Source organism: Spirosoma endbachense, assembly GCF_010233585.1.
GTDB lineage: Bacteria > Bacteroidota > Bacteroidia > Cytophagales > Spirosomataceae > Spirosoma > Spirosoma endbachense.
Genome location: NZ_CP045997.1, coordinates 3,971,715 through 3,998,366, shown reverse-complemented (window position 1 = coordinate 3,998,366; position 26,652 = coordinate 3,971,715). Strand labels below are relative to the sequence as shown.

Sequence of the window (26,652 nt, the reverse complement as noted above, 5' to 3'; positions counted from 1 at the left end):
ATTACCGATATATCCCATGAAACGGAATCGATTTCTCAAGAATATAATCTGGGCTTCGCTCTCGGTTTTTCTCCTGCTGACAGGCGGTTGTACGAACCTGAATGAAGTGTTGTATGACAGAATTACGTCCGGAAATTTTCTCCAGACAAAAGCCGACGTAACCCGTGATTTTCTGCGTGCTTTTGAACACAGTTACTGGAGCATTCAGGGTGGGGCAACGTTTATGCTTCAGGAAAACAGTACGGATGAACTGATGACACCCAACCGGCAGGGCGACTGGTTCGATGGGGGGCAATACCAGCGTGTTCATTACCACACGTGGACTCCCAATGATGGGTACACCAATGATGCCTGGAATGCCCTTTACCAGGGTGTTAATCTGGCTACGAATTCCCTGGAGGATTTGCAGGCCATTACGGACCCTGGCAAGTTTAGCATGACTCAGGCCGAACTGGATGATATGATTGCTGAGCTTCGAACGCTGAGGGCCTGGCTCAATCTCAGACTGCTGGATTTTTATCGTAACATCATCCTGGTAAAAAAAGTAAAAGGTGAATCCCAGGGAGGTCCCCAGGTTTCCCCTCAGGAAGCATTTACCTTTATTGAACAGGAACTGAAAGAGTCAATTCCCAAACTGCCTGCACGGGCAAGCTTAGGAGCCAACGCCATTGGTCGATGGACCCAGGCAGGAGCTGCGGCCCTGCTGGTCCGGTTATACCTGAATGCCAAGGTATATACCGGTACCGACCGGTTTGCCGATTGCGCGACGGTATGCCAGGATATCATTTCGGGTAAATACGGCAACTATGCATTGGAAAGCCGCTGGGACGCTCCGTTTGATTATACCAATTCCACTTCTTCAGAGACGGTTTTTGGCTTTCCGGGTAGTTTTGCGCTGACCCACTGGCAGTATGATGGCGGCATGTATTTCTGGATGTTACCAACCCAGGCCACGTTTTATTTTGGATTCACCGATTTTGGTACGGCTAATCCCAAATATGCTTTGCAGCCGGGCCGGGATGTTGATAGTACGGAGTATTCGTTCACCATGGGTAAACCGTTTATCAAATTTCAAAAATACGCGGATGATTTCCGGTTGAAAAAATACAAAAACTTAGGCAGCAGCAAACGGGAGGGTATGTTCTTATATGGCTATTTGCCCTACACAAATACTAGCGGGAAGGCCGATACAGCAAGAAGCAACAAAGGCCCTTACGCGCTATACTTACGGGATCAGGTGGGTATGTTCTTGGATGCGAAACCAGGCAAAAAAATAACGGATAAAGAATCGGACATGAACCATGCGGATCATAACTCAGGGATATTCCCAGTAAAATATCCGTATTATCCGAGTAGCGACCTCAATAAAATTTCGTCGGCCTATGCAGAAATCAGGCTGGCTGAGATTTATTATTCGCTTGCAGAATGCAAATACCGGGCTGGTGACAAAGCTGCTGCCGCTGTACTCCTCAATACGGTTCGGGCACGAAATTATCCTACAGGTTCGTCAAGTTTGTATAAACCCGACGGCAGTCAGCTAACGGATCAGGAAATGCTGGATGAATGGGGACGAGAATTTCTGGTAGAAGGCCGCAGACGCACTGACCTGATTCGGTGGGGTGTGTTCAATAAAGGCACGTGGTGGGATAAACAACCCGATGCAGATGATCACACGGCTATTTTCCCAATTGGTCAGAATGTATTAAATGTCTCCACGCAGCTCAAACAAAACCCTGGTTACTGAGTAAGCAACTAGCCTCGTAATTTTAGTTCGAACCTAGTACTCTTCCCATTTTTATTTTATACGGACTAGTCATGAATGGGGTTGATGACTACCCTATAAGCCGGGCCGCTGGTGTGATTTTTGACACCGCATCGGCGGCCCGGCTTATAGGGTTAAATTGGCCGAGCACTAGTATGAATTAGGTTTCTGAAAAGACGACTGAATAAGCCCGGATCTGCAAAGGTTCGGGCTTATTTAATTGTATCAATTTCGTAGACGATGCGAAGGAACACAATAACTTTTTAGCTCCATGGGTGGGAGCAAGGCCCTGAAAGCATGCCGTTACCCGAAACAAGAATCCGGTTGTATTACCCACATGGATGCACAAACCGATCAGATTTCGCTGACAGAACAGCAACGGCCTGAGAAGTAAAAAACGAATTCGGAAGCGGATGGTACTGTCCATAATGGTACAGGTTTTGTCCGTTTCTGGACGAGTTAGCGGTTGGATTTTTAGGTCAAATGGGCTTTAAATGGATCTGACAGGCATCTGTTGTTAGTTGGCATTAGATTTGTTTTGCTTTATTATAACAAACCAATAAAAATCTAATTCCATGAAAAGAACCTTTCTGGGAGAGTTTGAAGAGGTTGTTCTACTGGTGTTGGCCGCTTGTGGGGGAGAAGCCTATGGAGTCATTATCTGGGAACAACTTCAGCAGCAGACCGGTCGGAGCATTACTATCAGCGCCGTTCATGCAACACTATACCGACTCGAAGAAAAAGGGTATTTATCCTCCCAGTTGGGCGGTGCCACCGCCGAGCGGGGTGGAAGGCGAAAACGATTTTTTGCCCTAACGGCCTTGGGCAGCAAAGCCCTGCTGGAGATCCAGGCGATGCGTCAGCAGTTGTGGCAGGCCATTCCGGATGGCAAACTTCAACTCATTGGTGGCTAAACGAAATAAGACATTAACCAATGGCTACCAATAGAGAACAGACCGAACCGCCCCGTTGGGCCGATCGACTCCTGGAAGGGTTCGTTTCGCCCTATCTGCTGGAAGATCTACAGGGTGACTTGCAGGAGATTTTTTACAAGCGTGTCGCTCAGGTAGGGATTTCGCAAGCCCGACGTGAGTATGGCTGGGCCGTTCTGCATTACCTGAACCCTTTCTTTGCTAAACCCCACCACCGCACCGGCAACCCGGCCCCATATCCTCAATTTGCATCACTCCATCCCACTATGATCCGCAACTACCTCAAAATCGCCTTTCGCAACCTGGCTAAGAACCGGGTTTATTCGTTCATTAACATTTTTGGACTGGCCTCCGGCATGACCGTGTCTATGCTCATTGGGCTCTGGATCTATGACGAACTCTCGTACAACAAGCAGTTTAAAAACTACGACCGACTGGCCAAACTCTGGCAGTTCGTGAAGTTCGACGTAGAGAAATCGTCCTACGACGTGATGCCGATTCCACTGGCGCAGGAGCTACGGAGCAAATACCCGGATTTCGAATCGGTTGGTTTGTCAGTAACACGCGAAGTTGTGCTGGCTGCTGGCGAGAAAAAACTGATGAAATTAGGCAATTACGTCGAGCCTGATTTTATCAATATGCTGTCGCTGAACATCCTGTCAGGCACACGATTTGGGAGCAATGATGTCAATTCGATTCTCCTGTCTGAATCACTTGCCAATGCGATGTTCGGAGCCGAAAATCCGATCAATAAGCTGATCAAACTGGACAATAAACAAACGGTAAAAGTAGCTGGCGTTTACGAAGATTTTCCGGCCAACAATACGTTCAACGACGTAACGTTTCTGGTTCCCTGGAAATTCTTTGCGGCCAACGATGAAGGTGCCAAACGCGACCGGAATGAATGGGATTCCAATTCGTATCAGATTTGCGTTCAACTCAAACCAGGTGCCGATTTCGATGCTGTCTCGGCCAAGATCAAGGATATCCGAATGAAGCGGGATGATCCACCGGGCTACAAACCCGAATTTTTCCTGCACCCGATGACGAAATGGCATTTGTATTCTGATTTTAAAGACGGAGTCAATACGGGCGGAATCATAACGTTTGTCTGGCTATTTGGTAGCATTGGCGTTATTGTGCTGTTGCTGGCCTGCATCAATTTCATGAATCTGAGCACAGCACGAAGCGAGAAGCGCGCCAAAGAAGTTGGCATTCGCAAAGCGATAGGGTCGTTACGGAGTCAACTGATAGCGCAGTTTTTCAGCGAATCGCTGCTCATGGCGGTGTTGGCGTTTAGCCTATCCATTCTGTTCGTACAGCTTACGCTGCCGTTTTTCAATCAGATGGCTGAGAAAAAGATGATCATCTTGTGGACCAATCCGCTGTTCTGGCTCGCTGGACTGAGTTTCAGCCTGCTAACGGGGTTGATTGCGGGTAGTTATCCGGCAGTGTACTTATCCTCCTTCCAGCCCATCAAAGTATTGAAGGGCCTCATGCGAACCAGCCGCTCAGCTACGATTCCTCGGCGAGTACTGGTCGGTTTTCAGTTTACGGTTTCCGTTACACTCATCATCGGTACCATCATCGTATTTCGGCAGATTGAACACGCCAAAGATCGCCCGATGGGTTATAGCCGCAGTGGGTTGATTGAAATCGGGATGAACGTACCTGAACTGTTCGGGCACTACATTGCCCTCCGTAATGATTTGCTCAATACAGGAGCCGTGGCCGGTATGTCAGAATCGTCGGGTATGATAACAACTCAGTCAGGAGGCACAACCAATATTTCGTGGAAGGGGAAAAAGACCGATAGTAAACCACTGGTGATGTCGAATTATGTAACGCATGACTATGGCAAAACGATCGGCTGGCAGGTGAAAGAAGGCCGGGATTTCTCCCGGGATTTTACGACAGATAGTTCATCAATAATTTTAAATGAAGCGGCCATTAGATTAATGGGCTTTAAACGTCCAATTGGCGAAATTGTCCGGCAAAGTGGAAAGGAATATACAGTGGTTGGTGTCGTCAAAGACATGGTGAAAGAAAATCCGTTTGAGCCCGTCAACCCGTCTTTTTTTGTGGTTAACTACCGGAATGTCAATACAATTAACCTACGCTTAGCCCCGCAATTATCGGCCCATGACGCGCTGGCAAAAATAGAGCAGGTGTTTAAAAGCTACAGCCCCGATGCACCTTTCGACTACAAATTTGTCGACGACCAGTTCGCCCGGAAATTCGGCAACGAAGAACGTATCGGTCGACTGGCGGGTGGTTTTGCCATGCTGGCTATTCTGATTAGTTGCCTCGGACTGTTTGGCTTAGCGTCCTTTATGGCTGAGCAACGAACCAAGGAAATTGGCATTCGGAAAGTGCTCGGCGCATCGGTGTTCAATGTTTGGGGGTTGCTGTCGAAAGAATTTGTGCTATTGATTCTGGTGGCTTTCTGTCTGGCGGCACCTATTTCGTATTACGTACTGTCGGACTGGCTCCAGAATTATAAATACCGTACCGAACTGTCGTGGTGGATTTTTGTCGTGGCAGGGTTAGGGGCACTGGCCGTTACATTGCTGACGGTGAGTTATCAGGCTATTAAAGCAGCGTTGCTGAATCCGGTCAAGAGCCTGCGAAGTGAATAGAGGTTTCACAAGTTTACTTCATCAAAAGCACCGCAGATCATAGGGTGCTTTTGATGAAGTAAACTTGTGAATAAAAGTGCCATTTCAAACGCAACCCTTTAACAAAGGTAGAGCCAATAGGCTACTTTCGTAAAGCTATAGGTTGAGACTTTTGCCTACGGCCAGACAAGATTCTTTCGCCATTTTGGTAGGATCACAAGACTTCCAGGCAAGAGAAATGGCCAACGTATTCCGGATACGTTAGGGACTAACTGAATTAGTCCTCAATGGGTATTAATCTGCTTGTTGGCGCGCCTGTACGCTCCTGATTAATCACCTGATGGGCCAGTAGCTGGAACCGATCCCAGTGTGTAAAGTTGATTGAAAAGTAGTTTGAATGTACCGTGTGCCTGCCCCCGAAACGTTATTTCCGGACCAAATGCAAATAATCTACCAGCACCGATTGGGGCCACAAATGCGGCTACCCCGTCCTGCAAATAAGACTGCCCCCAAGCCCAGCCACTCCGCAGGGATTTATCGGTTGCAAACCACGCCAATGGAGTGACGATTCCTTTGGCAATGGCTTCCGGAGCTACTTTAAAAACTGGACTATGTTCAAAATATACATCCGTTAATGTTGGCATACCCCAGGTAGCGTGTTGCGTCGAATCTAACGTAACCCGTAATACGCTGCCAGGCACATAAAATTTTTCGGCGGGTAATGCTTTTTCCTGTCCCGCTGACGTCATTTCAACCAGTGCATTTTTAATGGGCAGCTTCAGATGATAAGCCAGATTCGTGCTGGTGCCAATCGTCACGATCGTACCACCAGCTTCCAGAAAGGCTTTCAGTTGCGGAATGGACTTCTCCGCCGTAATCCGCCCCAACCAGGGTCGATACTCAACGGGTATTTCTTCGGCCTGCGGCTCTCGTCTGGCACCCCCTTCGGTCGATCGGCCAGCGGGGGGTATTGCCTGGGTCACAAAAATGATAGCATCGAACTTCTTCTTAAGATCACCGGCATCGATATCGCCCGGATAAATAACCTTCATCGGAAAATGGTACTGTTCCATCAGCCAGCGTACCCAACCCGAAGGCATCGATCCACCATAGGTATCCCACAAGGCAATGCGCATAGGTGCCATTTTGATAAGCTGACTGGCCGGACGTTTGGTCAGCCCCGATACCTCCAGCCCAAAATCAGTAACCACTTTGGCCAATAAACTCTTGGCTTTGGGCGAAGCTGGAACAAAAAACGATCCTGCCGTCTCCTGGTTATCGGAGCCATTGGGCAAGCGATAGACCTCAATACCGGCGGCCAGTAAATCATTGACCGCTATGAATGAATGGTTTGCCTGTGCAGTCAGCACATAACCAGCACTGGCATTGCCCGACAATCGACCCTCAGCCGATTGCAATTCACCATAGGGCAACTTTTTAAAAGGGCCGTCGAATCCAACCAGAATACGGTCGAACTTCACATTCATCAGGTAAGCCGGTGTCCAGCCCGCTACATCGTAGGGCCGTACCGGAGGACCACCCGGATACTGAAAATCGTTGGGATAGTCCTGTGGTTCAAACATGTCGAGTACGTGTGGACGAAAGGCCTGATCCGTTTTAACGATATAGGAACGGGCCGGGTATTTTTTGCCCGCAACGGTAAAGTCTGCCGTTGCCTGCTGAATCTGAATACCGCTTCTAACCAGCGCGTTGACGAACCTGACGGCCGTTGCGAAATCTACCTGATCGGCCGGAATAATAAATCCACGCGGGTCGCGCAAGGCTGGCGCTTTCATGATTGTATCATAGTATTTGACGGGCAATCCGCCACCGCGTGGTAGTAATCCAAATTGATCGGGAGTCGTGCTTGCGGAAGAGCCTGCTGTCGTTTTTTTCTGATCAGTCTGGTAGGCCTGAGTGATCGCATTGATCCGTTTCGGGTAGAGGGTCCAGAAATCCTGGCTACCCCGTTCAATGGAGTTTTTTCCCATCCGGTAAATGTTGTAGAGCAACAGATCGCGCTGGCGGGCTGCATAATCCAGCACGGCATAATTCAGCGATACCGAGTAGTCGATCGATTGTTTAAAATGCCACTTCTGAGGGGTAACCGGAAAGGGCGTATTGCCATTGGGTAGCAACCGTTCGGGAACAAGTGGTATTGTCTCGGGGGTTGGATTGCCAATAATTTCGGTTAAAAGCCCAATCATATTATGGAAAAGATTGATCGAACGCAGCCCACCATTAAACCAGTTTGAGTAGGGTGTGCCGGTTAGTCGCGTATAACCTGGTTTGTTTTCGGTATTCAACCGATTAATCATAGCCGAACCCAGGGCATCCATACCCGTTACAATCGACGGATCGAGCACAAAATTGAACGGATCACGTAGGGGTGGTCCCGCTAGTACCGAGCCCGCTGGTCCGCGCTGGTGATGATTGTAGATGATTTGCGGAAACCACTCAATAAATAGTTGCTGGCTCATATGCTGGGTTTCCTTCATATTGACCATGAAGAAATCCCGGTTATTATCGTGCCCGATGTATTTCTGGTAAAGTCTTGGTAAGTGATCCTGAGTGCGTTTTTGGGGCACTGGTTCGCGCATGTACCAGTTGCCAACAAGTTCATGTCCATCGGGATTGGCATGGGTAAGCAGAACGATAACCTGATCCAGAATACGAAGCGTTTCGGGGTCCTGGCGACTCACCAACTGCCAGGCCGTTTCAATCAGTTGCATGGTTCCAACGGTTTCGGTCGAGTGCAGTCCGCCATCGATCCAGACAACCGCCTTTCCTTCGCTGGCCAGGGCATGAGCCAGCTCATCGGTCAGTGTTTCGGCCCGAGCCAGCTTCTGGGAAATTTCCTTGTAGTGAGCCAGCTTTTTCTGATTCTCGGGAGACGTTACGATCAGCATGTATTGATGCCGACCTTCAGCCGTTAACCCAATGTCGACCAATTTCGTCCGATCAGAGGTTGCCAGTTTTTTAAAATAGGCTTCGGTTTGCGTATAATTTGAGAGCTGATAATCGTCACCAATCGCAAAACCAAAATGCTCTTTGGGTGATGGTACCGTTTGGGTGTATCCTTCCAGTCGGTGAATCAGGAGAACGAGAATGAACAACAGTAGCTGTCTGGTCATTGGAAGTAGCTATTTGGAGGCAGGGGGCAATTCGCAAATATATCTTTATTTTATGAAGTCGATTTTGTTCGATATAAAATATTATAGTATACATTAAAACAGGACAATAATTCTGACTTATTTTAAAAATTGGCTCTCCGCCCGACACTCGAAACAATTCTTATAAATACTGTCCCTGTTGCAGAAAGCCCAAATACCATCCCCGATTTGCAGCCATTACACAAAACCACATAGCTATCTGTTGAGGAGTTCCTGGCCTGCACCGTAGGTAATATTGAAAATACACTAAAAACCTACTAATACATACTTAAGCTTAAGTGCGAGTTGTCGCTCAATGGGTTTCAGTAGCCTTTTCTTGCCTACCATTTTGTTGTCCACTGGTGTCCGCTAGCTGTCCGTTACTGGACAGACGCTACTTATGTTTTCAAGACAAATACTGCCTCATTCATCCTAATCGCTATACTACGCAAATTGGCATTGGATTTGTTTTGCTTTATTATAACTAACTACCTAGCATAACCAATCCAATGAAAAGAACCTTTCTGGGAGAGTTTGAAGAGGTTGTTCTACTGGTGTTGGCCGCTTGTGGGGATGAGGCCTATGGAGTCATTATCTGGGAGCAACTTCAGCAGCAGACCGGTCGGAGCATTACTATCAGCGCCGTTCATGCAACACTATACCGACTCGAAGAAAAGGGCTACTTATCCTCCCAGTTGGGCGGTGCCACCGCCGAGCGGGGTGGAAGGCGAAAACGATTTTTTGCCCTAACGGCCTTGGGCAGCAAAGCCCTGCTGGAGATCCAGGCGATGCGTCAGCAGTTGTGGCAGGCCATTCCGGATGGCAAACTTCAACTCATTGGTGGCTAAACGAAATAAGACATTAACCAATGGCTACCAATAGAGAACAGACCGAACCGCCCCGTTGGGCCGATCGACTCCTGGAAGGGTTCGTTTCGCCCTATCTGCTGGAAGATCTACAGGGTGACTTGCAGGAGATTTTTTACAAGCGTGTCGCTCAGGTAGGGATTTCGCAAGCCCGGCGTGAGTATGGCTGGGCCGTTCTGCATTACCTGAACCCTTTCTTTGCTAAACCCCACCACCGCACCGGCAACCCGGCCCCATATCCTCAATTTGCATCACTCGATCCCACTATGATCCGCAACTACCTCAAAATCGCCTTCCGGAATTTATGGCAAAACAAAGCCTTTACGTTCATCAATCTTTTTGGATTAACGATCGGCACGAGTTGCAGTCTATACATGCTTCTCTTCGTATACAATCAGTATGGATATGATCAGCAACATGCAGGGGCCAAACAATTGTATCGAGTTAGTACGGAAGTAATTGAACCTGGCGGAGATCCATTTCAATTGGCTCCTTCGTCTCCGCCTATTGCCAAAGCGCTACAGGATGATTTTGGGGAGATAATGGCCGTAACCAGACTTTTTAAAGATCCCGGTAAGGAACGGTTCCTGCTTAAGAAAGGCAATGAAGCATTCTATGAAACCAAAGGCTATTATGCAGATTCGTCCTTTTTTCAGCTCTTCACCTACCAGTTTTTAGAAGGTTCCTCCCAGCATGCCCTGGATGAACCCTATACGGTTGTTTTATCAGCAGAAACCGCCGGTAAGCTATTCGGCAGTCATCCAGCTATTAATCAGTCGTTATTAATTAATAATGAATTATATCGAGTGACGGGAGTATACAATGAGACGTATGGAAAATCGCATATCCGGGCCCATTTTCTGATGTCCTTTCGGGCCGGGGGCATGGTAGAATTTCTCCGGACCAGTAATCAATGGGTAGGGCAGAATTTGGTTTATACTTATATCCGGTTGAACCCAAAAGCCGATCCGCATCAGCTAGAGGCCAAATTGCCTGCTTTCCTCCTCCACCATGGTCAGGAGCAATTGGCACAGGTTTCGATCAAAAAATCATTACATCTTCAGCCTGTAACCGACATTCATTTACACTCTCAGCTGGATTCGGAACTTGAAAAAAATGCCAATCCCCAATTTATCCGGCTCATGCTCCTGATTGCCGGACTGATTCAATTCATGGCCTGCATTAATTTCATGAACATGAACACAGCTCGTTCAACAGGACGTGCCAGGGAAGTAGGTGTTCGGAAAGTAATGGGAGCCAGTCGTTCCTCTTTAGCCGGGCGTTTTATCGGTGAATCAATGCTGTTAGTAACTATGGCTGCGGTACTATCAATACCAATCGTATGGCTGTTGCTACCTATTTTAAATGGCTTACTGCAAGCCGAATTGCCTGTTATGTTCACCCATATAGGTCCTACTGCCGTGATTTTGGTGATCTTGATACTAGTCACAGGTTTGCTGTCGAGTTTCTATCCGGCGTTTTATTTAAGTGCATATCAGGCCGTGAACGTCCTGAAAGGAAATCTACGCAACGGATATACGTCTATCTCCCTTCGGAAAGGTTTGGTCATTACACAGTTCGTTGGTTCAATCACGCTATTGATCGCTATTATTGTTATTACACAGCAATTGAATTTTATCAAAACTCGAAATTTAGGATTTGACCAGCAACAGAAAATCGTTTTTACATTTACGACACCTGAAGCACAAGCTCAGCGGTTTGCCTTTACTACAAGCTTACGAACCAAGCTGGCCATAACCCAAATTGGCAGTGCAGCTAACTACCCCGGCCGTTGGGTTGGCGAAAATATGCCTATGTTTTACCAGCCGCCTGGAAAAAAAGCGAAAATGGGTACTGGTGTTTGGGTTAATCGGATAGATGAAACGTTTTTAACAACGCTTCATATTCCGCTTCTGGCGGGTCGCTACCTGACCCAGGTTGATACGAATCGTCAGGTGCTGGTCAATGAAACAACGCTCCGTAAGCTTACAATTCCACTCAAAAAGGCCGTTGGGTCACGTATCTTTCTAGATTATCAGAACCTGCGGGAGGACTACACGATAATCGGGGTAATAAAAGATTTTCACTACCGGTCACTAAAAGAACCTCTTCGACCTCTAATGGTACTGACTGCTAAGCCAAAGCAGCTCAACTATGTAGTCGCGGACATTCATACGGATGCCCTGCCTGAATTGATGAATCGTCTGGCAGCTACGTGGCAAAAACTTATCCCGGCTATACCCTTTGAATTTTCTTTTTTAGATGCTGACATACAGCAGCAATACGAAGCAGAAAATGCCTTGCTCCATATCATAAACGGATCAGCGTTACTTGCCTTATTGATTGCCTGCCTTGGCTTATTTGGCCTGGCGACATTTACTGCCGAGCAGCGCACTAAAGAAATTGGTGTTCGCAAAGTGCTCGGAGCATCAGTTAGCAGTATTGTTGGCCTGCTGTCAAAAGACTTTCTCAAATTAGTCTTGCTGGCCATTGCCATTGCCTCGCCCCTTGCCTGGTATGCCATGAATCGCTGGTTACAAAGCTTTGCCTACAAGATCGACCTGGAATGGTGGGTATTTGCTTTGGCTGGCCTGCTAGCTATTGGAATTGCCCTAGTTACGGTGAGTTTTCATAGCATCAAAGCCGCCCTGATGAACCCCGTCAAGAGCCTGCGAAGTGAATAAAGGTTTCGCAAGATTACTTCCAGCAAAAGCACCGTATGAACTGCGGTGCTTTTGCTTTGGTATGGAATTTTAACTTAAGCATCTGGCCAGTAGCCAATACCTGTTTAACGTGTACATTACTCTACTAAAACAGAACAACATTATCCTGGTCGAGGCCGGGGCGGAAGCAACAGGAAGTAGGAATAGTCGAATCGATTGTTTGTATCTATGTTTAATCTATTTTTAATCCCTTATCAAACGAGGCATTCATTAATTACCTGATGTATCGTAACCGTACTTTTTGCCTTGGTCTGCTTATTTTTATCAATTTACCCTTCATCCTGATAGGCCAGCAAAATCCGCATCAGCCGGAAGCAATCACTCCCAATAATTTTTTCTTTACGCATTTAACTGCCAAAAATGGATTATCCTATAACCTGATCAATTGTCTTCATCAGGATCGGGAAGGCTATATCTGGGTCGGTACATTTAATGGGTTGAATCGATTTGATGGACAGCGATTCGTCTCCTTTAAATACAACCGGAACAATCCTCATGCGATTGCCCATAATACCATTATTGATATTTGTGAGGACAAGTCGGGCGATCTCTGGATTGCAACCGTTAATGGTGTCAGTCATTACGTGAAGGCAACCAACTCCTTTGTGAATTATTTGCCGGAGCCTAATTCGGCCGAAACCTTTCGAAATAATACGGTCAATAATATTCTTTGCGATCGGAATGGTACCATCTGGGCAACTTCGCTGGGTGGTGTATTCGAATTTGATCCCAATCGGAAGCAGTTTAAAGCTTATAAACACAATCCGGCCAGTTTGGCCAGTTTGAGTTCCAATGCGATTTATCGAAATGCCCTGGTGGAAGATCCGCGACGAACGCAGTTATGGATTGGTTCGAGCAACGGGCTCAATTGTTTTGATACTCAAACCAAGACCTTTACGAATTACCAGAATAACCCCGATCATGCTCCGATCTTCACGGATCGACCAGCCTATCCACTCGCGTTTGACCAGAAAGGGAACCTCCTGGTGGGCGATTATCAAGCAGGGCGTGTGAACACATTTAATCCCGATACAAAGGCAATTGGCTGGCTTAACAATCCAGAATCAGCAGCAAATGCTCCCCGTTTACCGGCACTTTCGGCCATCTACGTTGACCGGCAGAACAATGTCTGGCTAAGTGCCTGGGAAAATAAAGTCTATCATTTTCAATCTGGTAAACAACAATGGATCGAATTAACCCATAGTGATTCCAATCCCGCCAGTATCGCTTCCAACTTTTTTTGGGATGCCATCCAGGCCCGTGATGGTACCCTTTACCTGGGGGGACTTTATGGGTTATCGAGTTGCAGGCCAGCCGAATCCAGCTTTATCATTTTTAATCCATCGGATAATTTGCCTGTATTAAAAGGGAAGGCTAGAATTACGGCGCTGGTAGAAGATAATAAGGAGACTGTATGGATTGCTACGGACTGGAACGGACTAATTGCCTACAACCAGGCCAAGCAAACCTACATTCAGTACCCAGCTACAGCGAGCCCGAATGACCTCCCGGTTGAAATTGGTGGGGCCTTTCATCTGACCGTTATTGAGGACGAACTATGGATTTGCTCGGCCAAAGGTGTTTTTGTTTTTAACCCCAAGTCACGCCAATATCGATCGTTTATTGAACTGCCTTCAGGCAAAAAGAACCCTCAAAACGTGGCTTTATGGAGCTTTCAGGATAAACGCCGAACGATCTGGTTCAACCAATCGGCCCGATTCCTGGTTCACTACAACCCCCAGACAAAAGGCTATAAATGCTATAATCTGGATAGCCTGTCTGGGTCATCAGAAACTACCAATGTGACAGCCGTTGGTGAAGATGCTGCGGGCAATGTCTGGTTTGGCACCTACATGGGACGACTCTATCAATACCAGGCAGAAACCGACCGATTTACCGTACATGTACCTAATCCTCAGCAAAAGCCCAGAGTGCTACAGCAACCCATCAATGACCTATGGGGTGATCCAAAAGGCAATATCTGGATGGCCACGGAAGGGGGAGGATTGATCCGGTTCGACCCCACTCGAAATCAATTCAAAGCCTGGATGGAAAATGATGGGCTTCTCATGGACGTCTGCAACCGGCTGTTGGCTGATCAACGGGGGAGGCTCTGGGTGGGCACGTATGAAGGATTTACGATCTTTGATCCGATTCATGAGCAGGTTGTCAATACCCGTATCGATTACGGGCAGCGGGAAAATAACTTTTTCTCGAATGCCCAGTGTCGACTCCGGAACGGTATGATTTTGTACGCAAATGCGGATAAACTGATCCTGATCGATCCGGCTCAGCTTACAACCCGGCAAACAAAACCAGAACTACTGGTTAGCAGTATTGCGATATTTGAAAAATCGAAACCCCTTTACAACCATTCCCCACCGATTGAATTGAGTTATAAGGAAAATTTTTTCACGTTAACCTTTTCCTCCCTGGTGGGCCCGCAGGAAGGTCTGATCGAATATGCCTATCGATTAACAAGTTATGACCCGGATTGGGTATTGAGTGGGGCGCGGACGTTTGCTACGTATACGGGCGTGAAAGGCGGGCGCTATCTTTTTGAGGTAAAAGCCCGACAGAAAGATGGTGCCTGGAGTTCACCTATACGGTTACCCATCTACATCCATCCACCGTTTTGGGAAACCTGGTGGTTTCAGGCAATGGCCCTCAGTGTTGTCATCGGCTTGGTCGTGCTGGGTGTCAAGCGTCGGGAAAAAAATCTGGTTCAGCAAGAGGTGGAAAAAAGCGCGTTTCGCGAGCAGCTGGCAGCTTCCGAAATGAAAGCCCTTCGCTCGCAGATGAATCCTCATTTTTTATATAACTCATTGAACGCTATCCGGCTGTTTGTCCTACAAAATGACAGCGACAACGCTGATAAATACCTGGTCAAATTTGCCCGCTTGATGCGGCTCATTCTCGATAACTCCCGGCAGGAGTGGGTCAATGTTGCGAATGAGCTGGAGCAGTTGCAGCTTTATCTGGAGCTGGAGCAACTTCGTTTCAATTACAAATTCATGTTTTTAATCTCGGTTGATCCGAACCTGGCCCAGGATAAAACAATGATTCCGCCGATGATCATCCAGCCTTATATCGAAAATGCTATTCTTCACGGGCTCGCTCATAAAAAAGGCCCTGGTATCATCACTGTTACGATCCAGTCTCAGGCTGGTTATTTAGAATGTGTGGTAGACGATGATGGAGTTGGCCGCCAGCGAGCAGGTGAACTGAAGAGTAAGACGGTTTCGTCCCACAAGAGCGTAGGGCTTCGGGTAACTGAAGATCGTCTGCACCTCCTTGGGCAGCGAAGTGGCCAGCAAACCCAGGTAAGGGTCATCGATAAAAAGAATGAAATGAACGAGCCCCTGGGAACCCGGGTTATCATTGCCTTACCCCTGAAGATAGAGCACTCTGAATAATTTGGTCGTGCTGAAAGGGTTAGCCATAGCCGAGCCGATATTGTATCGATCTGGTGCTGTCAAAAGCAGTACAGTAATCAGGCGCAGACTTAGGTACAGAAGACCCAGTAGCAACCACTTACAGTTTTTTTGTTTTCCGAACGTGATTAGCGTTCTACTCAGTCCGGTGATAAGGGGGGACCGACGGGTATAATCCCAAATTTACGCATACTGGCTTCGCGTTGTTCAATCGTAGGATTCTTCATTTGACTCCCTTCTAAAAACTGTTCCTCCATCTGGCCCGCCGGTTGATGATGCAACAACAGCCGGGCGGGGCCTTCACTGATCTTGACAAAAGCATGAGGAATGCCCCGAGGCCCAAACAAGGAATCCCCAGCTTTTAAATAGAGAATTTCGTCGCCCAACTGAAACTTAAATTCGCCGTCCATGACATAAAACCACTCATCTAAATTTGGGTGCATATGGAGGATCGGCCCCTTTTTCTCAAAACGAGTGGTCTCGAAAACACTGATGGCACCATTGGTGTCTTTCCCTGACACTTTTAAATCAAAACGGGCACCGATATAATTAAGACTTTTGCCAAAGCGGTCTTTACCAGCTTCCACTTTGAAGCCCTTCACCAGTGCCAGGGGTGGAAAACCGTATTGGGAAAGAACAGGAATTCCTAGTGGAAGTTGAAGAAATAAACGACGTTGCATCGGCTAGCGTGTTTAGTTGAGAACTCAGTTTAAATAAAGTCAACTTTATGCATCAAAAGGATACGTTTTGAGTAATGGTATATTAGGTTATAGCAGAATCGCTAATCGGCAACCATAGGGTTCAAGGCCTGGGTTTCGATTGTGCCATTTGGGTAGACCGTCACCGTGTTCGACATCGCGGTCGAATACAGAGACCATTTGTTGCTACCAACCACATGATCGTCAATCGAAGCGATTACTTTGGCATTCACCGCCGAGGCCAGATACCGCATGAATTTGACGCCATTCCCCTCCGTATTCCCTGAATAGCGGCCTCGCTTGATGGTCGTTCCGGGCTGGATCATATTGGTATGAAGCGCGGTTTCACTGGCGATGGCACAGGAATGCAATTCAACGCGGGCTGCCGAATCAAAACATCCGCGCAGCGTCCACCATTCGTAAATGTTGTCCACATTATAAACCTTTCCTAGAAAGAAGGCTCCGCTGTCGCCATGAGCCACGATGCGCAGAATATGGATCTTATTGGCGCCAATCTGCTGTTTGATCCAGCGAACCACATCACCTGCGGGCATGCCAAAGGGGATGAGATTTTTGTAGGTGGTCATATAGTTGACCTTTCGGCCATCATCCAGATTGTGGAGCTTGGCGAAATTCTTGTCGATCCCGTCAAAGAGATGGATACTTACCGATTCCATACATCGTAGTAGTTGGTTGAACTTACAAAAAGCTACTTTATCTCGATAAGAGACCTCACAGCTTTAGCGATACGAATAAAAGCAATCCTGAACGGTGGCCGTCCAGTGTTTAGCAAGTGGTGCTTCCTGTTGAGCAGGAGGTGTCAACTAGTGAGCTATGCAGATAGTTACAGTAAAAATTGCCTTGCGAAATAGCCGAAGAGATAGTAGCCTCCCCCAATAATGAGTAGTACGGTGGCAATTGCCAGTAAACTGACGGCCCATCCAAAAGCGCCAAAATAGGTAAGCACCATTGGATTTTCAGGGTCATCCAGTTTATAAACGAGTGTTGCTTTCTCGCCTACTGCCCAATCGGGTGGTGCGCTGGCAATCTTATATGGATAATGGATCACCTGACCAGTAATCGTAGTAAATCGAAAAATAGGCCTGTAGGTGGATTTGCCTTTTTTGCCACTTTCCTGAACAAGCTTTTCAACCGTAGCCAGCGTACGGGTGCCTGCCTTAATAAAATTAATTGAGGTAGAAAACAAATACAATGAACCTAAAAGCAGCAAAACGCCAATCAGGAACGTGATAAAGTAGCCCATTTACAGGATGATTATAGTTTGCCAGGTGGCTTCTGGTTGATAGGGTAAAGAAAATAGAATTTACGTCTGATTCGCCATAGCCTTAAATGGTTCCTGCTGTTTTGTCATTACGCAGAAAGCAATTTACTAGCTGTACGTGTTTTAGCCTGTCATGAACTGATTAAACGGTCGGGTTTATAGCCCTTGAATGCTACTCGTCAATAATAAGGAACTAGTCATTTTTGGGAAAGCTTTATCGATTCTGCTAACTCTTAGTGTTAGAAACTAGCTCAGGAAATAGATACTTCCACTTGCGAAGAGAACTACGCTTTTTAGGCAGCTATAGGCTCGTTGACACTGTCTTTAATTTGAGAGAAGATGGTCAAACCTGACAGATATTTTTGTTTTATCGCACTACTCTGGGAGGTTTAGATTTTGAATAAAAGCAACTAAATATGGACAATAAAGCAGCACAAGTATTGGAAGATAGTCTTCTAAAGGTTTGGAGTAAACGTGACCAGGAGCAGCAGTTGAAGGAAATTGTTACGGATTTATGCAGCCGACATTGTTTTTTATGAAGCGGATAATGGCCCCGCTATAACAGGTCATCAGGCGATTGATTCACTCATACAGAAACTACAGGGGCAATGGCCATCTGAATTTGTCTTTATCCTAACAAAGGCAGTAGTAGCCAACCACGGCGTTAGCCATGCCGCCTGGACACTTGGACCCGCCAATGCGAAACCTGCTGCCAGTGGAATGGATATTGCCCTTATTGAGAATGGGCTCATTAAAGAATTGTACCTCTATTTGGATGAGCCTACTCGTTGAACCGGTTTAGTTCTGACTTAATAGGGCGTATGTTGCATTGAAATAACCTTTCCGGATCCTGAAGTTATTTCAAGGATATGTATTATGTTGTCTGGGTGTCCTGAACCCTTTATAGGCAGCCAGTGAAAGGTAGTTTTTTTACTCTACTTCTCATAGGCTGCCTTTAAAGGGTTTAGGACAAAGGAACGATTAATAATAAACCGTGTCCTATGCATTGTGGAACTTTTTAATAATCAGAAAGGTGTGGATAGTTAGCTGAAAGCCTCTGTTAGCTGCGTACAAAATGACTTGATGAACGTTTGGTTAGTTGACAGATTTGTTTGCCCATCGAACAATCGTAGATACTCTGAAACAAAGCCTTTGACCGTCACAAAATTGGCATGCCCCAAAGCCGCATCCTATCCCCCAACCGGGGGATTTTTTGTGTCCGTAAACTATTTTTTCTTTGCTTGTGCTTTCGGTTTTACTATTACGATCATGCTGGTACGTACATGCCTGTGCTTTCTGTTTTTATGGGGTAGCCATACCACTATGGCACAGCATAACCCAAGTGTATTGCGGATTGATGACCGTTTTGAAAAAAATACACTCTTTGGGCATGCCGCGTATTTTAGTGATACCTCTCAAACCGTAACAATTGAGGCTCTTTTATCCGACACGGCTAATCAGTATGATTTTCAGTTGATTGATAAACAGATACTAAATATAGGATTTGCTCCCTGGGCCCATTGGGTCCGATGCCAAATCCGAAATGAAGCGAACCATGAACAGGTGTTAGTATTTGGCGTGGACTTTGTCTATATCGACGACCTTGCCTTCTTCCTTGTGGATGAGCAGCGAAACGTACGCTACAGGAAAGAACACATTAGCCGTAGAACCCCGATTGTTGATCGGCCAATGGCTCACCGAATGTTTGCCTTTCCAGTGGTCATAAAGCCGAACCAAACTCTAACCCTTTATTGCAGAGCAATCCGTGAGAAGAGTGTATTGATGTTACCCATTACGCTCTACAACCAGCCTGAATTTATAAAATACGGGTTTTCATTCGATCTGCTAATCTCGCTGGGCTCAGGCATTTTGCTCATTGCGTTTTTAACCAGCTTATCATTGTTTCTGGCAACCAAAAAAAGTCTGTTATGCTACTATGCGATTTATACCGTAAGCTACGGAATTGCTTTTATGGGCATGGTAGGTATCTGGGATCATTATTTACCCAATATCCCTCTATTGGGAGAGAACACGCATTTGGTTATGTTTGGTATAGCTGGATTTGCACAAGTAAACTTTACGATTGAGTTTTTGCTCCTTCGGAGTCTATTGAAGCGGAAATGGATTATTGGTATAAAAATTATTTCCTTACTCTCACTCTCAGCAGCCATTTATGTATTGATCCTGCCGTTCAGTTTTACAAACTCATCCATTATAGCTATCGTTGGCCTAGTTATAGAGGTTCTCATATTAGGCCTTGTTGTTTTTGGACTAGCTCGTCGAAAATATGAAGCCCTGATCTATTTAATTAGCTTTTTACCCCTGCTGATAAGCATTAGCTGGTTTGCCATTACGGTGTTGTTTTCGGTCGATATAAGTTGGGTATTTTATAAGTTTGGTTATGCTATTCCATTTGTTCAGATCATCGTGTTAGGCATTGGTATTGGCTTTAAGTTAATTCGAGAGAAAGAAGAGTCGTTAACGGCGGTTAGTACGATACACCAGCAGTATGCCGAACAACTCCTCAACGCCCAGGAAACCGAACGCCGACGTATTGCCAAAGATCTGCACGATGACATCGGCACCTCGCTAATTGCCCTGCGTGGTAAACTTCCCACCAACAGCTCCGATGCACACAATTTCCTCGATCAGATTATTACCGACGTACGAGCGGTGTCGCACAATCTAATGCCCGATGAATTGATGACGCTTGGGCTGGCTGGTGCGGTAGGAGAAGCCGCACGTCGGTTAGAAGATTCATCAGGAATTAAGTTTTTGTTTATAAGTGCAGGTGAAACCGTCCCGCTTTCTCAACTAGCGGAGTTGACTTTATACCGTGCTATCTTGGAATTAATGAACAACGTAGTGCGCCATAGCCAGGCTACTGAGTCGGTTGTTCAGTTAGTATATCATCCTGATCTGTTGAATGTTACCATCGAAGATAATGGTAGGGGATTCCCCACTAAAAACACGGACTCTATGAATGGAATTGGGCTGAAAAGTGTAGCTTCACGTACCGAATGGTTACGAGGACTGATGGCTGTTGATACATCGGTAGCAGGCACCACCATTCGGCTTGAAATACCATATGACGCACACCTTCCCTGAATCAATCCGCGTTCTCTTAGCTGATGATCATGCTCTTTTCAGCGATGGTCTAGCCTTACAGCTCACCCAGGCAGATCCCTCAGTAACGGTCGTAGCGCAGGTATTCCGGGGTAGTGATGTACTGCCTGCCGTCCATGAACATAGCCCGGACATCGTGTTGCTGGACATCAACCTACCTGTCCCCAATGGCCTTGAATGTGCCAGGCAATTATCAGCCACCTTCCCCTCGGTTAAAACGATAATGCTAACGATGTACGGTTATCGACGGTTCATTAATGAGTGTTATGAAGCTGGCGCTGCTGCCTATCTGCTTAAACATGTTCGCGTACCAGCGATGCTCGATACCATCCGGCGCGTACTGGCCGGAGAACGTATCTTCCCGAGCCCCCCCACTACCGATCTTCATGCTGACGATAGCTTTGTCGTACGTTTCAAACTTACACCCACTGAAATCAAGATTATCAAATTGCTTCGACTGGGGCTCAGCAATCCACAAATCAGCCATAAGTTGTTCGTTGGTGTAGAAACCGTGAAATCACATCGCAAGAACATTTACCGTAAGCTAGGTATAACGCACCTTTCAGAACTGATCAATTTTGCCCAGGAGCATGGATTGTAGCTATATAATATGGCTTAGTGTGCCCCCATAGTTAGAACTACTTGCTAAATTGGATAACGGGCTAACTTTAGACCTGATATGAAAGGCAAAAACAAACGAAAATTTACTGCCGACTTTAAGCTCAAAGTTGTCCTTGAATTGCTCAAAGAAAAAGACACGTTAGCTATTATCAGCAAGCGTCATGAACTACATGGCACCGGCCAACCGGCCCAACCAGATTCGTGATTGGGTAAAGCAATTTATGGTGGCTGCACCGGCGCTATTTTTACCAACTCAAAAGGCAGTTTCGACAACTACTGTGCCTGATGTTGCCCTGCTATATGAACTGATTTGGTACTCACAGATGGAGCTGACTTTCATTGAAAAAAACCGGGTCGCCTGAGCGGTTACCCCAATGAGTCTTGTTTAAGACTGTTTACCACTCGATCCAACTGCTATAGATAGCCTTCGGCAACAATGTTAGTGGTTGGGTCTGCATTGGTCAGCCTACTACTACCAGCCTGTGTTGGATGAGCAATACCTGCTGACCTTTCAATATGGTTACCGAAAAATGCAACTTGTTCGGCTTCAGGCAGGCTGCCAGGTAAACCATAAACGTGTACGTAGGCTGATGTAAACTGTTGATATAGAGGGTATTTATCCTGAAAAAATACAGATCAGGTGAATGCCGAGTCAGAGTTTATTTCAGGGTGTTCATTATACAATTAAGTTTTGTCGCAGCCCCCGCAACTATGTAAAGCGAATAAAAGCAGAATGGCCAGATTAGGTAAAAGAAAGATATTCTTTCATTAGTACGAAGAGAAGTATTATCAATGACACATCTATGAAAGCAGAAGCCTTTACAATGACCATCCATATGGTCTCCAGTCTTGACGGCATTATCGCCAAAAAAGACAATAGCGTTTCATGGTTTGATACAGCGGACTATTATGAGAAAGGAGTTGAAGTTACGGAGCAAGCCACCCAGGAATTTCTCAAAACAATTGACTGCTATATAATGGGTTCTCGGACATACGAACACGCTTTGGAACTGTCAAAATCGTATGGATGGGCTTACGGAGATATACCAACAATAGTAGTGACTCATCGAAGCCTACCGATTGAGCGAAAAAACATTGAATTGTATGCCGGCGATCTAAACAAGCTAATAATCGAACGATTAAAGCCAAACTATAAAAATATCTGGCTTGTAGGTGGTGCCATACTGGCCAAAGATTTCCTTCGGTTAAACTTAGCGGATGAAATAAGGCTGTCCATTATGCCTATTATTTTAGGTGAAGGGACATTGTTTTTCAACCAAATTGGACAAGAACAAACATTGCACCTAAAAGAGGTGACAGCCTATAAAAGCGGAATGGTAGAATTATGGTATGAGATAAGAAAATAAGTATCAAGCTGATTTTACTGTGTTCTGCCATCCCCGACATAATGAGAGCTGGCAAGTTATAAAGTTAACGAATGGTAGGGGGCGAAATCGTGACGGAAGTGAAGCTCGAAAAGCAATACTTTTCAAAAGAAGCCAATTTCCCCGTAGAAAAGGGGAAATCCCCCCTTGTGCTTACCCATTTCCATAAGGTAATTTAGGCTTGCTGGTTCCGTTGTGCTTAGCCGGTACTATATCAAACCCTAACGACCTTCCTATATGCCTTATTTTGATCTGCATTGCCATCCGTTTCTACGGCCCACCTGGATAAAAGGGTTTCAACCGGATCAAGTATTTACGGTAAAAATCAATCCGGGGAACGTAAACTTTGTTCAACAAGTGGTGATTAATGCCTTTGGCAAACCATTAGAAACGATTCTGGATTCTCAATCCTGCCTAACTCATATTAACAGGGCCGATCCAGGTGGCGCCAAAGTGGTAGTAGCGACGCTCTTTGCCATGGAGAACTCCTATGCGAACCTGAAGTTTTGCGGTTTTAATCGCGTACTACGGTTTATTGAGGGCATGAATATTGGCCAGTTGCAAGAAATTGGCGATACCAACCGACCGGATGCCATTAGTTATCATACGCTCTTGCAGCGTGAATTGGCTGTTGTCGAGGACTTTGGCAATCGAAATTTTGGCCCATTTCGGTGTCAGATCGTTAATAGCTTTGATGATATTGATCCTGGCCCGGATGTCATTAACATCCTGGTAAACATGGAAGGGGGGCATAATTTTTATGGCCGCGTCAATGTCCTCGACCAGGAAACGCTACTCCATCGGGCTGAGGTAACCCAGGCCCTTGCCGATTGGAAGCAGGCGGCTTTTCGTAGTGAAGTTCCCCGATTACTGTATATCACAGTCACTCATCACACAACTAACTGTTTAACAAATCATGCCTTTGGCGTACCGGGCCGGTTCGCTGGTGACGGTACTAACCCGAACGCAGGTGGATTCAATCCCCACGGTAACCGAATTACTGACGAAGGACTTAACTTCATCCGAACAGCGCTTCGACAGACCGATGAGGAAGATCGAATCTTAATCGACCTCAAGCACATGAGTATTCAAGCGCGTCGCCAGTGGTACCGATTCCGGGAAAAGCTTATAAACGAGGAAGGGTTTACACCTATACCCCTGGTTGCCTCACACATGGGGGTAACAGGGCTATCCTGGCTCGATCCAACGGTTGCTACCTGTAACAACTTTTTACCGGATCCTGAATGCTTTGAGGTTTTTCATGATGACTCCTTAGCCTTGCTCGGCTTCCGGCTCAAAGAGGATGGCCCGGAAGATTTACGGCTGAAATTTAATCCCTGGTCGATCAATCTCTATAACGAGGAGATCGAGTTGATTGTCGAATCAGGCGGGTTAATTGGCCTTTCCTTTGATGACCGTATTTTGGGCAACAGCCCCTTTACCGAATCAACCGAGCGGTTTAGCAGGCATGAAATCAACGTAACTTCCAGCGACCCTCTCGATCATTTTCCGCTGCCCTCCATTGCCGACATTGACTTCAACCATCCAGTTAATGGAAATCCAGCCATCAATCGGGTAGATTTTCCACATACCAATCGATCGACCAATGGCATCTTTGCGCCGAATTATCCTGACGATGCCATCTTTGGTAATCTATCCTTTGGCTTCCTGGAGCAACAAAAGGGATTGTTGTCGCTTTGCCAAAACATCATTCACATCGTTCGAGTGGGTGGTCCCAATGCCTGGAACTGCATTTGCATCGGCTCTGATTACGACGGAATCATGGATGCCATTGACGCTGTCCCCAACGCCAGTGCTGTCGCCAGCATGCGAAGTAACTTTACGAGTTTCATCGGGAGAATGGTCGGCGCCTTGAATCAACACATAACGAATGAAGGCATAGAAGAACCTTTGTTGACCCTTCCTGGTGATTTTTACGAACGATTCCTGTTTGAGAACGCCCATAACTTTCTGAAAACACACTTTACGCGGCAGATCATCCTACCTAACCCACCGCAAGAACCGAATATCTAACCAGTTCTTGCCCTGCCGCAGTAGAGCCTAAGTAAACCCGTCTATCCGCTTTAATCCCGTAGCAAAACCCAAAGGGAGTTCCCTTTTAGGATAGCTCTGGGATTGTAGGCAAATGGAGACGAAATCAACTAAAGACTTCTAAGCTATTTGATCCTTAGTAATCAATAAACCATGAATTGCCTTCCAGGGAAGTCAGACTGCTATGAGACAGGCCGAATTTCCGTAAAGCCCCAAAATCCACCCTTAATCCGCGCTGCAATGATTCTTATTTCATGGAAAATCCGTTTAGTCCCTTCCTGCCTACGAAGCAACCGTGCTGCTTGTGCAGGGCTCATTTTTAGTATGGTATGGATGCTCCCCTTGCATTCAATGGCTCAAACTGACTCATTGCCTCGGGTCATTAATGCGTATAAAGTTACCCGGCCCGAATCGGATAGTGCAGCCCCAGACACTACCAAGGATTTAAAACTTGAGGATGAACTAACGGTTGAGGTGGAGAACCTACCGACATTACTTAAAATGGGAAAAGCTCAAAAAAAGAGCATTGTCTTATTCCTCGATGACAGACCCCTCAAAGATGTTAAAATTTATCCCCTGGGCGACTCATCGAATCGGAAGCTTCGATTTCAACTCGCTATATCGGAGGATGCTGAAGCGAGGCAGGTTTGGACCTATATTCTGGGTAAGCCCAGCTGGACCCCCCGTAAAACAACAGTTAGCGTTGGTTTAGTTGACAGTTTCGCCCTACCTTCCAATGCCGCTATCAATTTTAACGTGATTCCCCACGGCTGGTTCACCATTTGGTCTTTTCTATTTATTCTACTGGTTGTTGGCTTTTTCTTAATTGGAGATAAGAGTGAACTGTTACGGGATTCCGTGCCTCAACCGGGTGGAGGTCAACGCAGGCCGTTTAGTCTGGCCCGTACTCAAATTGCCTTCTGGTTCTTCATTATCCTGGCCTCTTACCTGTTTATTGGTATGATTACTGGTAATTTTAGTTCCTCAATCACTGGTTCAGTACTTGTGTTATTAGGCATTAGTTCCGCGACGGCAGTTGGTTCGGCCGTCATTGACGCGAATAAAAACAATTCCACAGAAACCCAGAAGCAATTGGTTTCCGCCAAGGACACCCTGAATGAAATTGGACAGCTTGATTTGGCCATTCAGAGCTTAAAAAATGACGATACTGGATTAACGGAGAACATCCAAACCATTAATAGCCAGTTACCAACGCTTAAAGCGGACCTGGAGACCCTAAAGCGAGAAGCGGAACAGGATTCAACGAACGCCGTAAAGTCTCAATCCGTAAAAGCAAAACAGGACGAGATAGACAGCAATGAAAAGGATTTACTGGAGAAACAAACCAGTTTAGTAGCCAAGCAAGCGGAGTTAGCCATTAAACAGACTGAAAAAGAGGAAAAAGTATCTTTATTGCGTAAGTTAACCAACCAGTCAGAAAACTTCCTGATTGACATCTTAAGTGATATTAACGGAGTAAGCTTTCACCGGTTTCAAATGGCTGCCTGGACCCTTATTTTAGGGATTATATTTATCGTCCAGGTTTACAAAGTGTTGGCGATGCCAGTATTCAACGAAACCTTATTGACACTTTTGGGGATCAGTGCAGGGACTTACCTAAGTTTAAAGATACCGGAGACCGCTACTCCGAAACCGTAAATTATCAGTGATTGTACTCGCAAAAAGGAGACTTCCGTTATTTGCTGACTAAAAATTCACTCGCCTACAGACATTCAGGGTCAACCTCTTCACTGAGGGGTAATTTTACGGATAGAAGCCAACCTGACAAAGCGGATAATTTACGACCCTGCGAGCGCAGGTGCGATATGGAGCCATCGCTACCTTCAACTACCAACTGCATCAGTTGGCAATACAACTAGTACTCTTCCAATTTAATCCTTACATCAACTTGGATTACAAGCCGGATTCACCTGCTCATACCACCGCTTGAGTTTGGTTTCCGCTGTAACTGCGGTAAAACTCCAATGCACCTTCACAGCA

Annotated in this window: 19 protein-coding genes; 14 read left to right on the top strand and 5 right to left on the bottom strand. The window is 46.3% G+C overall.

What is annotated here, in order from left to right; translation table 11 throughout:
* Positions 1-16: 16 nt before the first annotated feature.
* Positions 17-1,744: a RagB/SusD family nutrient uptake outer membrane protein gene (locus GJR95_RS16125; RefSeq protein WP_162386853.1), complete on the top strand. Its 1,728-nt coding sequence runs from the start codon at positions 17-19 to the stop codon at positions 1,742-1,744.
* A gap of 178 nt (positions 1,745-1,922) precedes the next feature.
* On the opposite strand, the gene GJR95_RS16120 is transcribed toward GJR95_RS16125, so the two are convergent.
* The gene (locus GJR95_RS16120) at positions 1,923-2,189 is read right to left on the bottom strand and encodes a hypothetical protein (protein WP_162386852.1); all 267 of its coding nucleotides are present in this window, start codon (positions 2,187-2,189) and stop codon (positions 1,923-1,925) included.
* 148 nt (positions 2,190-2,337) lie between these two features.
* Between GJR95_RS16120 and GJR95_RS16115 the strand changes: the two genes are divergently transcribed.
* Both GJR95_RS16115 and GJR95_RS16110 read left to right on the top strand, forming a co-directional pair.
* Positions 2,338-2,676 carry a PadR family transcriptional regulator gene (locus GJR95_RS16115; RefSeq protein WP_162386851.1) on the top strand — a complete coding sequence of 113 codons (339 nt, stop codon included), beginning with the start codon at positions 2,338-2,340 and terminating at the stop codon, positions 2,674-2,676.
* Positions 2,677-2,696: 20 nt separating this feature from the next.
* Positions 2,697-5,333 carry an ABC transporter permease gene (locus GJR95_RS16110; protein ID WP_162386850.1) on the top strand — a complete coding sequence of 879 codons (2,637 nt, stop codon included), beginning with the start codon at positions 2,697-2,699 and terminating at the stop codon, positions 5,331-5,333.
* Positions 5,334-5,641: 308 nt separating this feature from the next.
* Here GJR95_RS16110 and GJR95_RS16105 read toward each other — a convergent pair whose 3' ends face one another.
* The gene (locus GJR95_RS16105; protein WP_162386849.1) at positions 5,642-8,446 is read right to left on the bottom strand and encodes a M14 family metallopeptidase; all 2,805 of its coding nucleotides are present in this window, start codon (positions 8,444-8,446) and stop codon (positions 5,642-5,644) included.
* A gap of 527 nt (positions 8,447-8,973) precedes the next feature.
* Between GJR95_RS16105 and GJR95_RS16100 the strand changes: the two genes are divergently transcribed.
* The 3 genes from GJR95_RS16100 to GJR95_RS16090 all read left to right on the top strand — a co-directional run bounded on the left by GJR95_RS16100 (position 8,974) and on the right by GJR95_RS16090 (position 15,469).
* Positions 8,974-9,312, top strand: a complete 339-nt coding sequence (locus GJR95_RS16100) for a PadR family transcriptional regulator (protein WP_162386848.1) — start codon at positions 8,974-8,976, stop codon at positions 9,310-9,312.
* Positions 9,313-9,332: 20 nt separating this feature from the next.
* Positions 9,333-12,014 carry an ABC transporter permease gene (locus tag GJR95_RS16095; protein WP_162386847.1) on the top strand — a complete coding sequence of 894 codons (2,682 nt, stop codon included), beginning with the start codon at positions 9,333-9,335 and terminating at the stop codon, positions 12,012-12,014.
* A gap of 260 nt (positions 12,015-12,274) precedes the next feature.
* Positions 12,275-15,469, top strand: a complete 3,195-nt coding sequence (locus GJR95_RS16090) for a ligand-binding sensor domain-containing protein (protein ID WP_162386846.1) — start codon at positions 12,275-12,277, stop codon at positions 15,467-15,469.
* Positions 15,470-15,627: 158 nt separating this feature from the next.
* Here the strand turns inward: GJR95_RS16090 and GJR95_RS16085 are convergent, their stop codons facing one another.
* The 3 genes from GJR95_RS16085 to GJR95_RS16075 all read right to left on the bottom strand — a co-directional run bounded on the left by GJR95_RS16085 (position 15,628) and on the right by GJR95_RS16075 (position 17,449).
* On the bottom strand, positions 15,628-16,167 hold the full coding sequence (locus tag GJR95_RS16085) for a cupin domain-containing protein (RefSeq protein ID WP_162386845.1): 540 nt from the start codon (positions 16,165-16,167) through the stop codon (positions 15,628-15,630).
* A 101-nt stretch (positions 16,168-16,268) separates the two neighbouring features.
* Positions 16,269-16,862, bottom strand: a complete 594-nt coding sequence (locus GJR95_RS16080; RefSeq protein ID WP_162386844.1) for a DUF4347 domain-containing protein — start codon at positions 16,860-16,862, stop codon at positions 16,269-16,271.
* 167 nt (positions 16,863-17,029) lie between these two features.
* The gene (locus tag GJR95_RS16075; RefSeq protein WP_162386843.1) at positions 17,030-17,449 is read right to left on the bottom strand and encodes a DUF3592 domain-containing protein; all 420 of its coding nucleotides are present in this window, start codon (positions 17,447-17,449) and stop codon (positions 17,030-17,032) included.
* Between the two features lie 519 nt (positions 17,450-17,968).
* Between GJR95_RS16075 and GJR95_RS16070 the strand changes: the two genes are divergently transcribed.
* The 8 genes from GJR95_RS16070 (at position 17,969) to GJR95_RS16035 (ending at position 26,310) form a co-directional block, all read left to right on the top strand.
* Positions 17,969-18,259: a nuclear transport factor 2-like protein gene (locus GJR95_RS16070; protein ID WP_162386842.1), complete on the top strand. Its 291-nt coding sequence runs from the start codon at positions 17,969-17,971 to the stop codon at positions 18,257-18,259.
* 477 nt (positions 18,260-18,736) lie between these two features.
* The gene (locus tag GJR95_RS16065) at positions 18,737-20,575 is read left to right on the top strand and encodes a sensor histidine kinase (RefSeq protein WP_162386841.1); all 1,839 of its coding nucleotides are present in this window, start codon (positions 18,737-18,739) and stop codon (positions 20,573-20,575) included.
* Positions 20,556-21,194: a response regulator gene (locus tag GJR95_RS16060; protein ID WP_162386840.1), complete on the top strand. Its 639-nt coding sequence runs from the start codon at positions 20,556-20,558 to the stop codon at positions 21,192-21,194. Before GJR95_RS16065 ends, GJR95_RS16060 begins: the two co-directional genes overlap by 20 nt.
* Before the next feature lie 181 nt (positions 21,195-21,375).
* Positions 21,376-21,576, top strand: a complete 201-nt coding sequence (locus tag GJR95_RS16055) for a hypothetical protein (RefSeq protein ID WP_162386839.1) — start codon at positions 21,376-21,378, stop codon at positions 21,574-21,576.
* Between the two features lie 120 nt (positions 21,577-21,696).
* Positions 21,697-21,810: an IS3 family transposase gene (locus GJR95_RS42800; protein WP_162386838.1), complete on the top strand. Its 114-nt coding sequence runs from the start codon at positions 21,697-21,699 to the stop codon at positions 21,808-21,810.
* Positions 21,811-22,017: 207 nt separating this feature from the next.
* The gene (locus GJR95_RS16045; protein ID WP_232541201.1) at positions 22,018-22,581 is read left to right on the top strand and encodes a dihydrofolate reductase family protein; all 564 of its coding nucleotides are present in this window, start codon (positions 22,018-22,020) and stop codon (positions 22,579-22,581) included.
* Between the two features lie 255 nt (positions 22,582-22,836).
* Positions 22,837-24,633, top strand: coding sequence for a membrane dipeptidase (locus tag GJR95_RS16040; protein WP_162386837.1), 1,797 nt, complete (start codon positions 22,837-22,839; stop codon positions 24,631-24,633).
* 369 nt (positions 24,634-25,002) lie between these two features.
* A complete protein-coding gene (locus GJR95_RS16035; protein WP_162386836.1) occupies positions 25,003-26,310 on the top strand; it encodes a kinetochore Spc7 family protein in 1,308 nt (435 codons plus the stop codon).
* Positions 26,311-26,652 lie beyond the last annotated feature (342 nt).

Coding starts and splice junctions, on each gene's coding strand:
- GJR95_RS16125 (WP_162386853.1), top strand. CDS start 17: ATGAAACGGAATCGATTTCTCAAGAATATAATCTGGGCTTCGCTCTCG.
- GJR95_RS16120 (WP_162386852.1), bottom strand. CDS start 2,189: ATGGACAGTACCATCCGCTTCCGAATTCGTTTTTTACTTCTCAGGCCG.
- GJR95_RS16115 (WP_162386851.1), top strand. CDS start 2,338: ATGAAAAGAACCTTTCTGGGAGAGTTTGAAGAGGTTGTTCTACTGGTG.
- GJR95_RS16110 (WP_162386850.1), top strand. CDS start 2,697: ATGGCTACCAATAGAGAACAGACCGAACCGCCCCGTTGGGCCGATCGA.
- GJR95_RS16105 (WP_162386849.1), bottom strand. CDS start 8,446: ATGACCAGACAGCTACTGTTGTTCATTCTCGTTCTCCTGATTCACCGA.
- GJR95_RS16100 (WP_162386848.1), top strand. CDS start 8,974: ATGAAAAGAACCTTTCTGGGAGAGTTTGAAGAGGTTGTTCTACTGGTG.
- GJR95_RS16095 (WP_162386847.1), top strand. CDS start 9,333: ATGGCTACCAATAGAGAACAGACCGAACCGCCCCGTTGGGCCGATCGA.
- GJR95_RS16090 (WP_162386846.1), top strand. CDS start 12,275: ATGTATCGTAACCGTACTTTTTGCCTTGGTCTGCTTATTTTTATCAAT.
- GJR95_RS16085 (WP_162386845.1), bottom strand. CDS start 16,167: ATGCAACGTCGTTTATTTCTTCAACTTCCACTAGGAATTCCTGTTCTT.
- GJR95_RS16080 (WP_162386844.1), bottom strand. CDS start 16,862: ATGGAATCGGTAAGTATCCATCTCTTTGACGGGATCGACAAGAATTTC.
- GJR95_RS16075 (WP_162386843.1), bottom strand. CDS start 17,449: ATGGGCTACTTTATCACGTTCCTGATTGGCGTTTTGCTGCTTTTAGGT.
- GJR95_RS16065 (WP_162386841.1), top strand. CDS start 18,737: ATGCTGGTACGTACATGCCTGTGCTTTCTGTTTTTATGGGGTAGCCAT.
- GJR95_RS16060 (WP_162386840.1), top strand. CDS start 20,556: ATGACGCACACCTTCCCTGAATCAATCCGCGTTCTCTTAGCTGATGAT.
- GJR95_RS16055 (WP_162386839.1), top strand. CDS start 21,376: ATGAACTACATGGCACCGGCCAACCGGCCCAACCAGATTCGTGATTGG.
- GJR95_RS16045 (WP_232541201.1), top strand. CDS start 22,018: ATGAAAGCAGAAGCCTTTACAATGACCATCCATATGGTCTCCAGTCTT.
- GJR95_RS16040 (WP_162386837.1), top strand. CDS start 22,837: ATGCCTTATTTTGATCTGCATTGCCATCCGTTTCTACGGCCCACCTGG.
- GJR95_RS16035 (WP_162386836.1), top strand. CDS start 25,003: ATGGCTCAAACTGACTCATTGCCTCGGGTCATTAATGCGTATAAAGTT.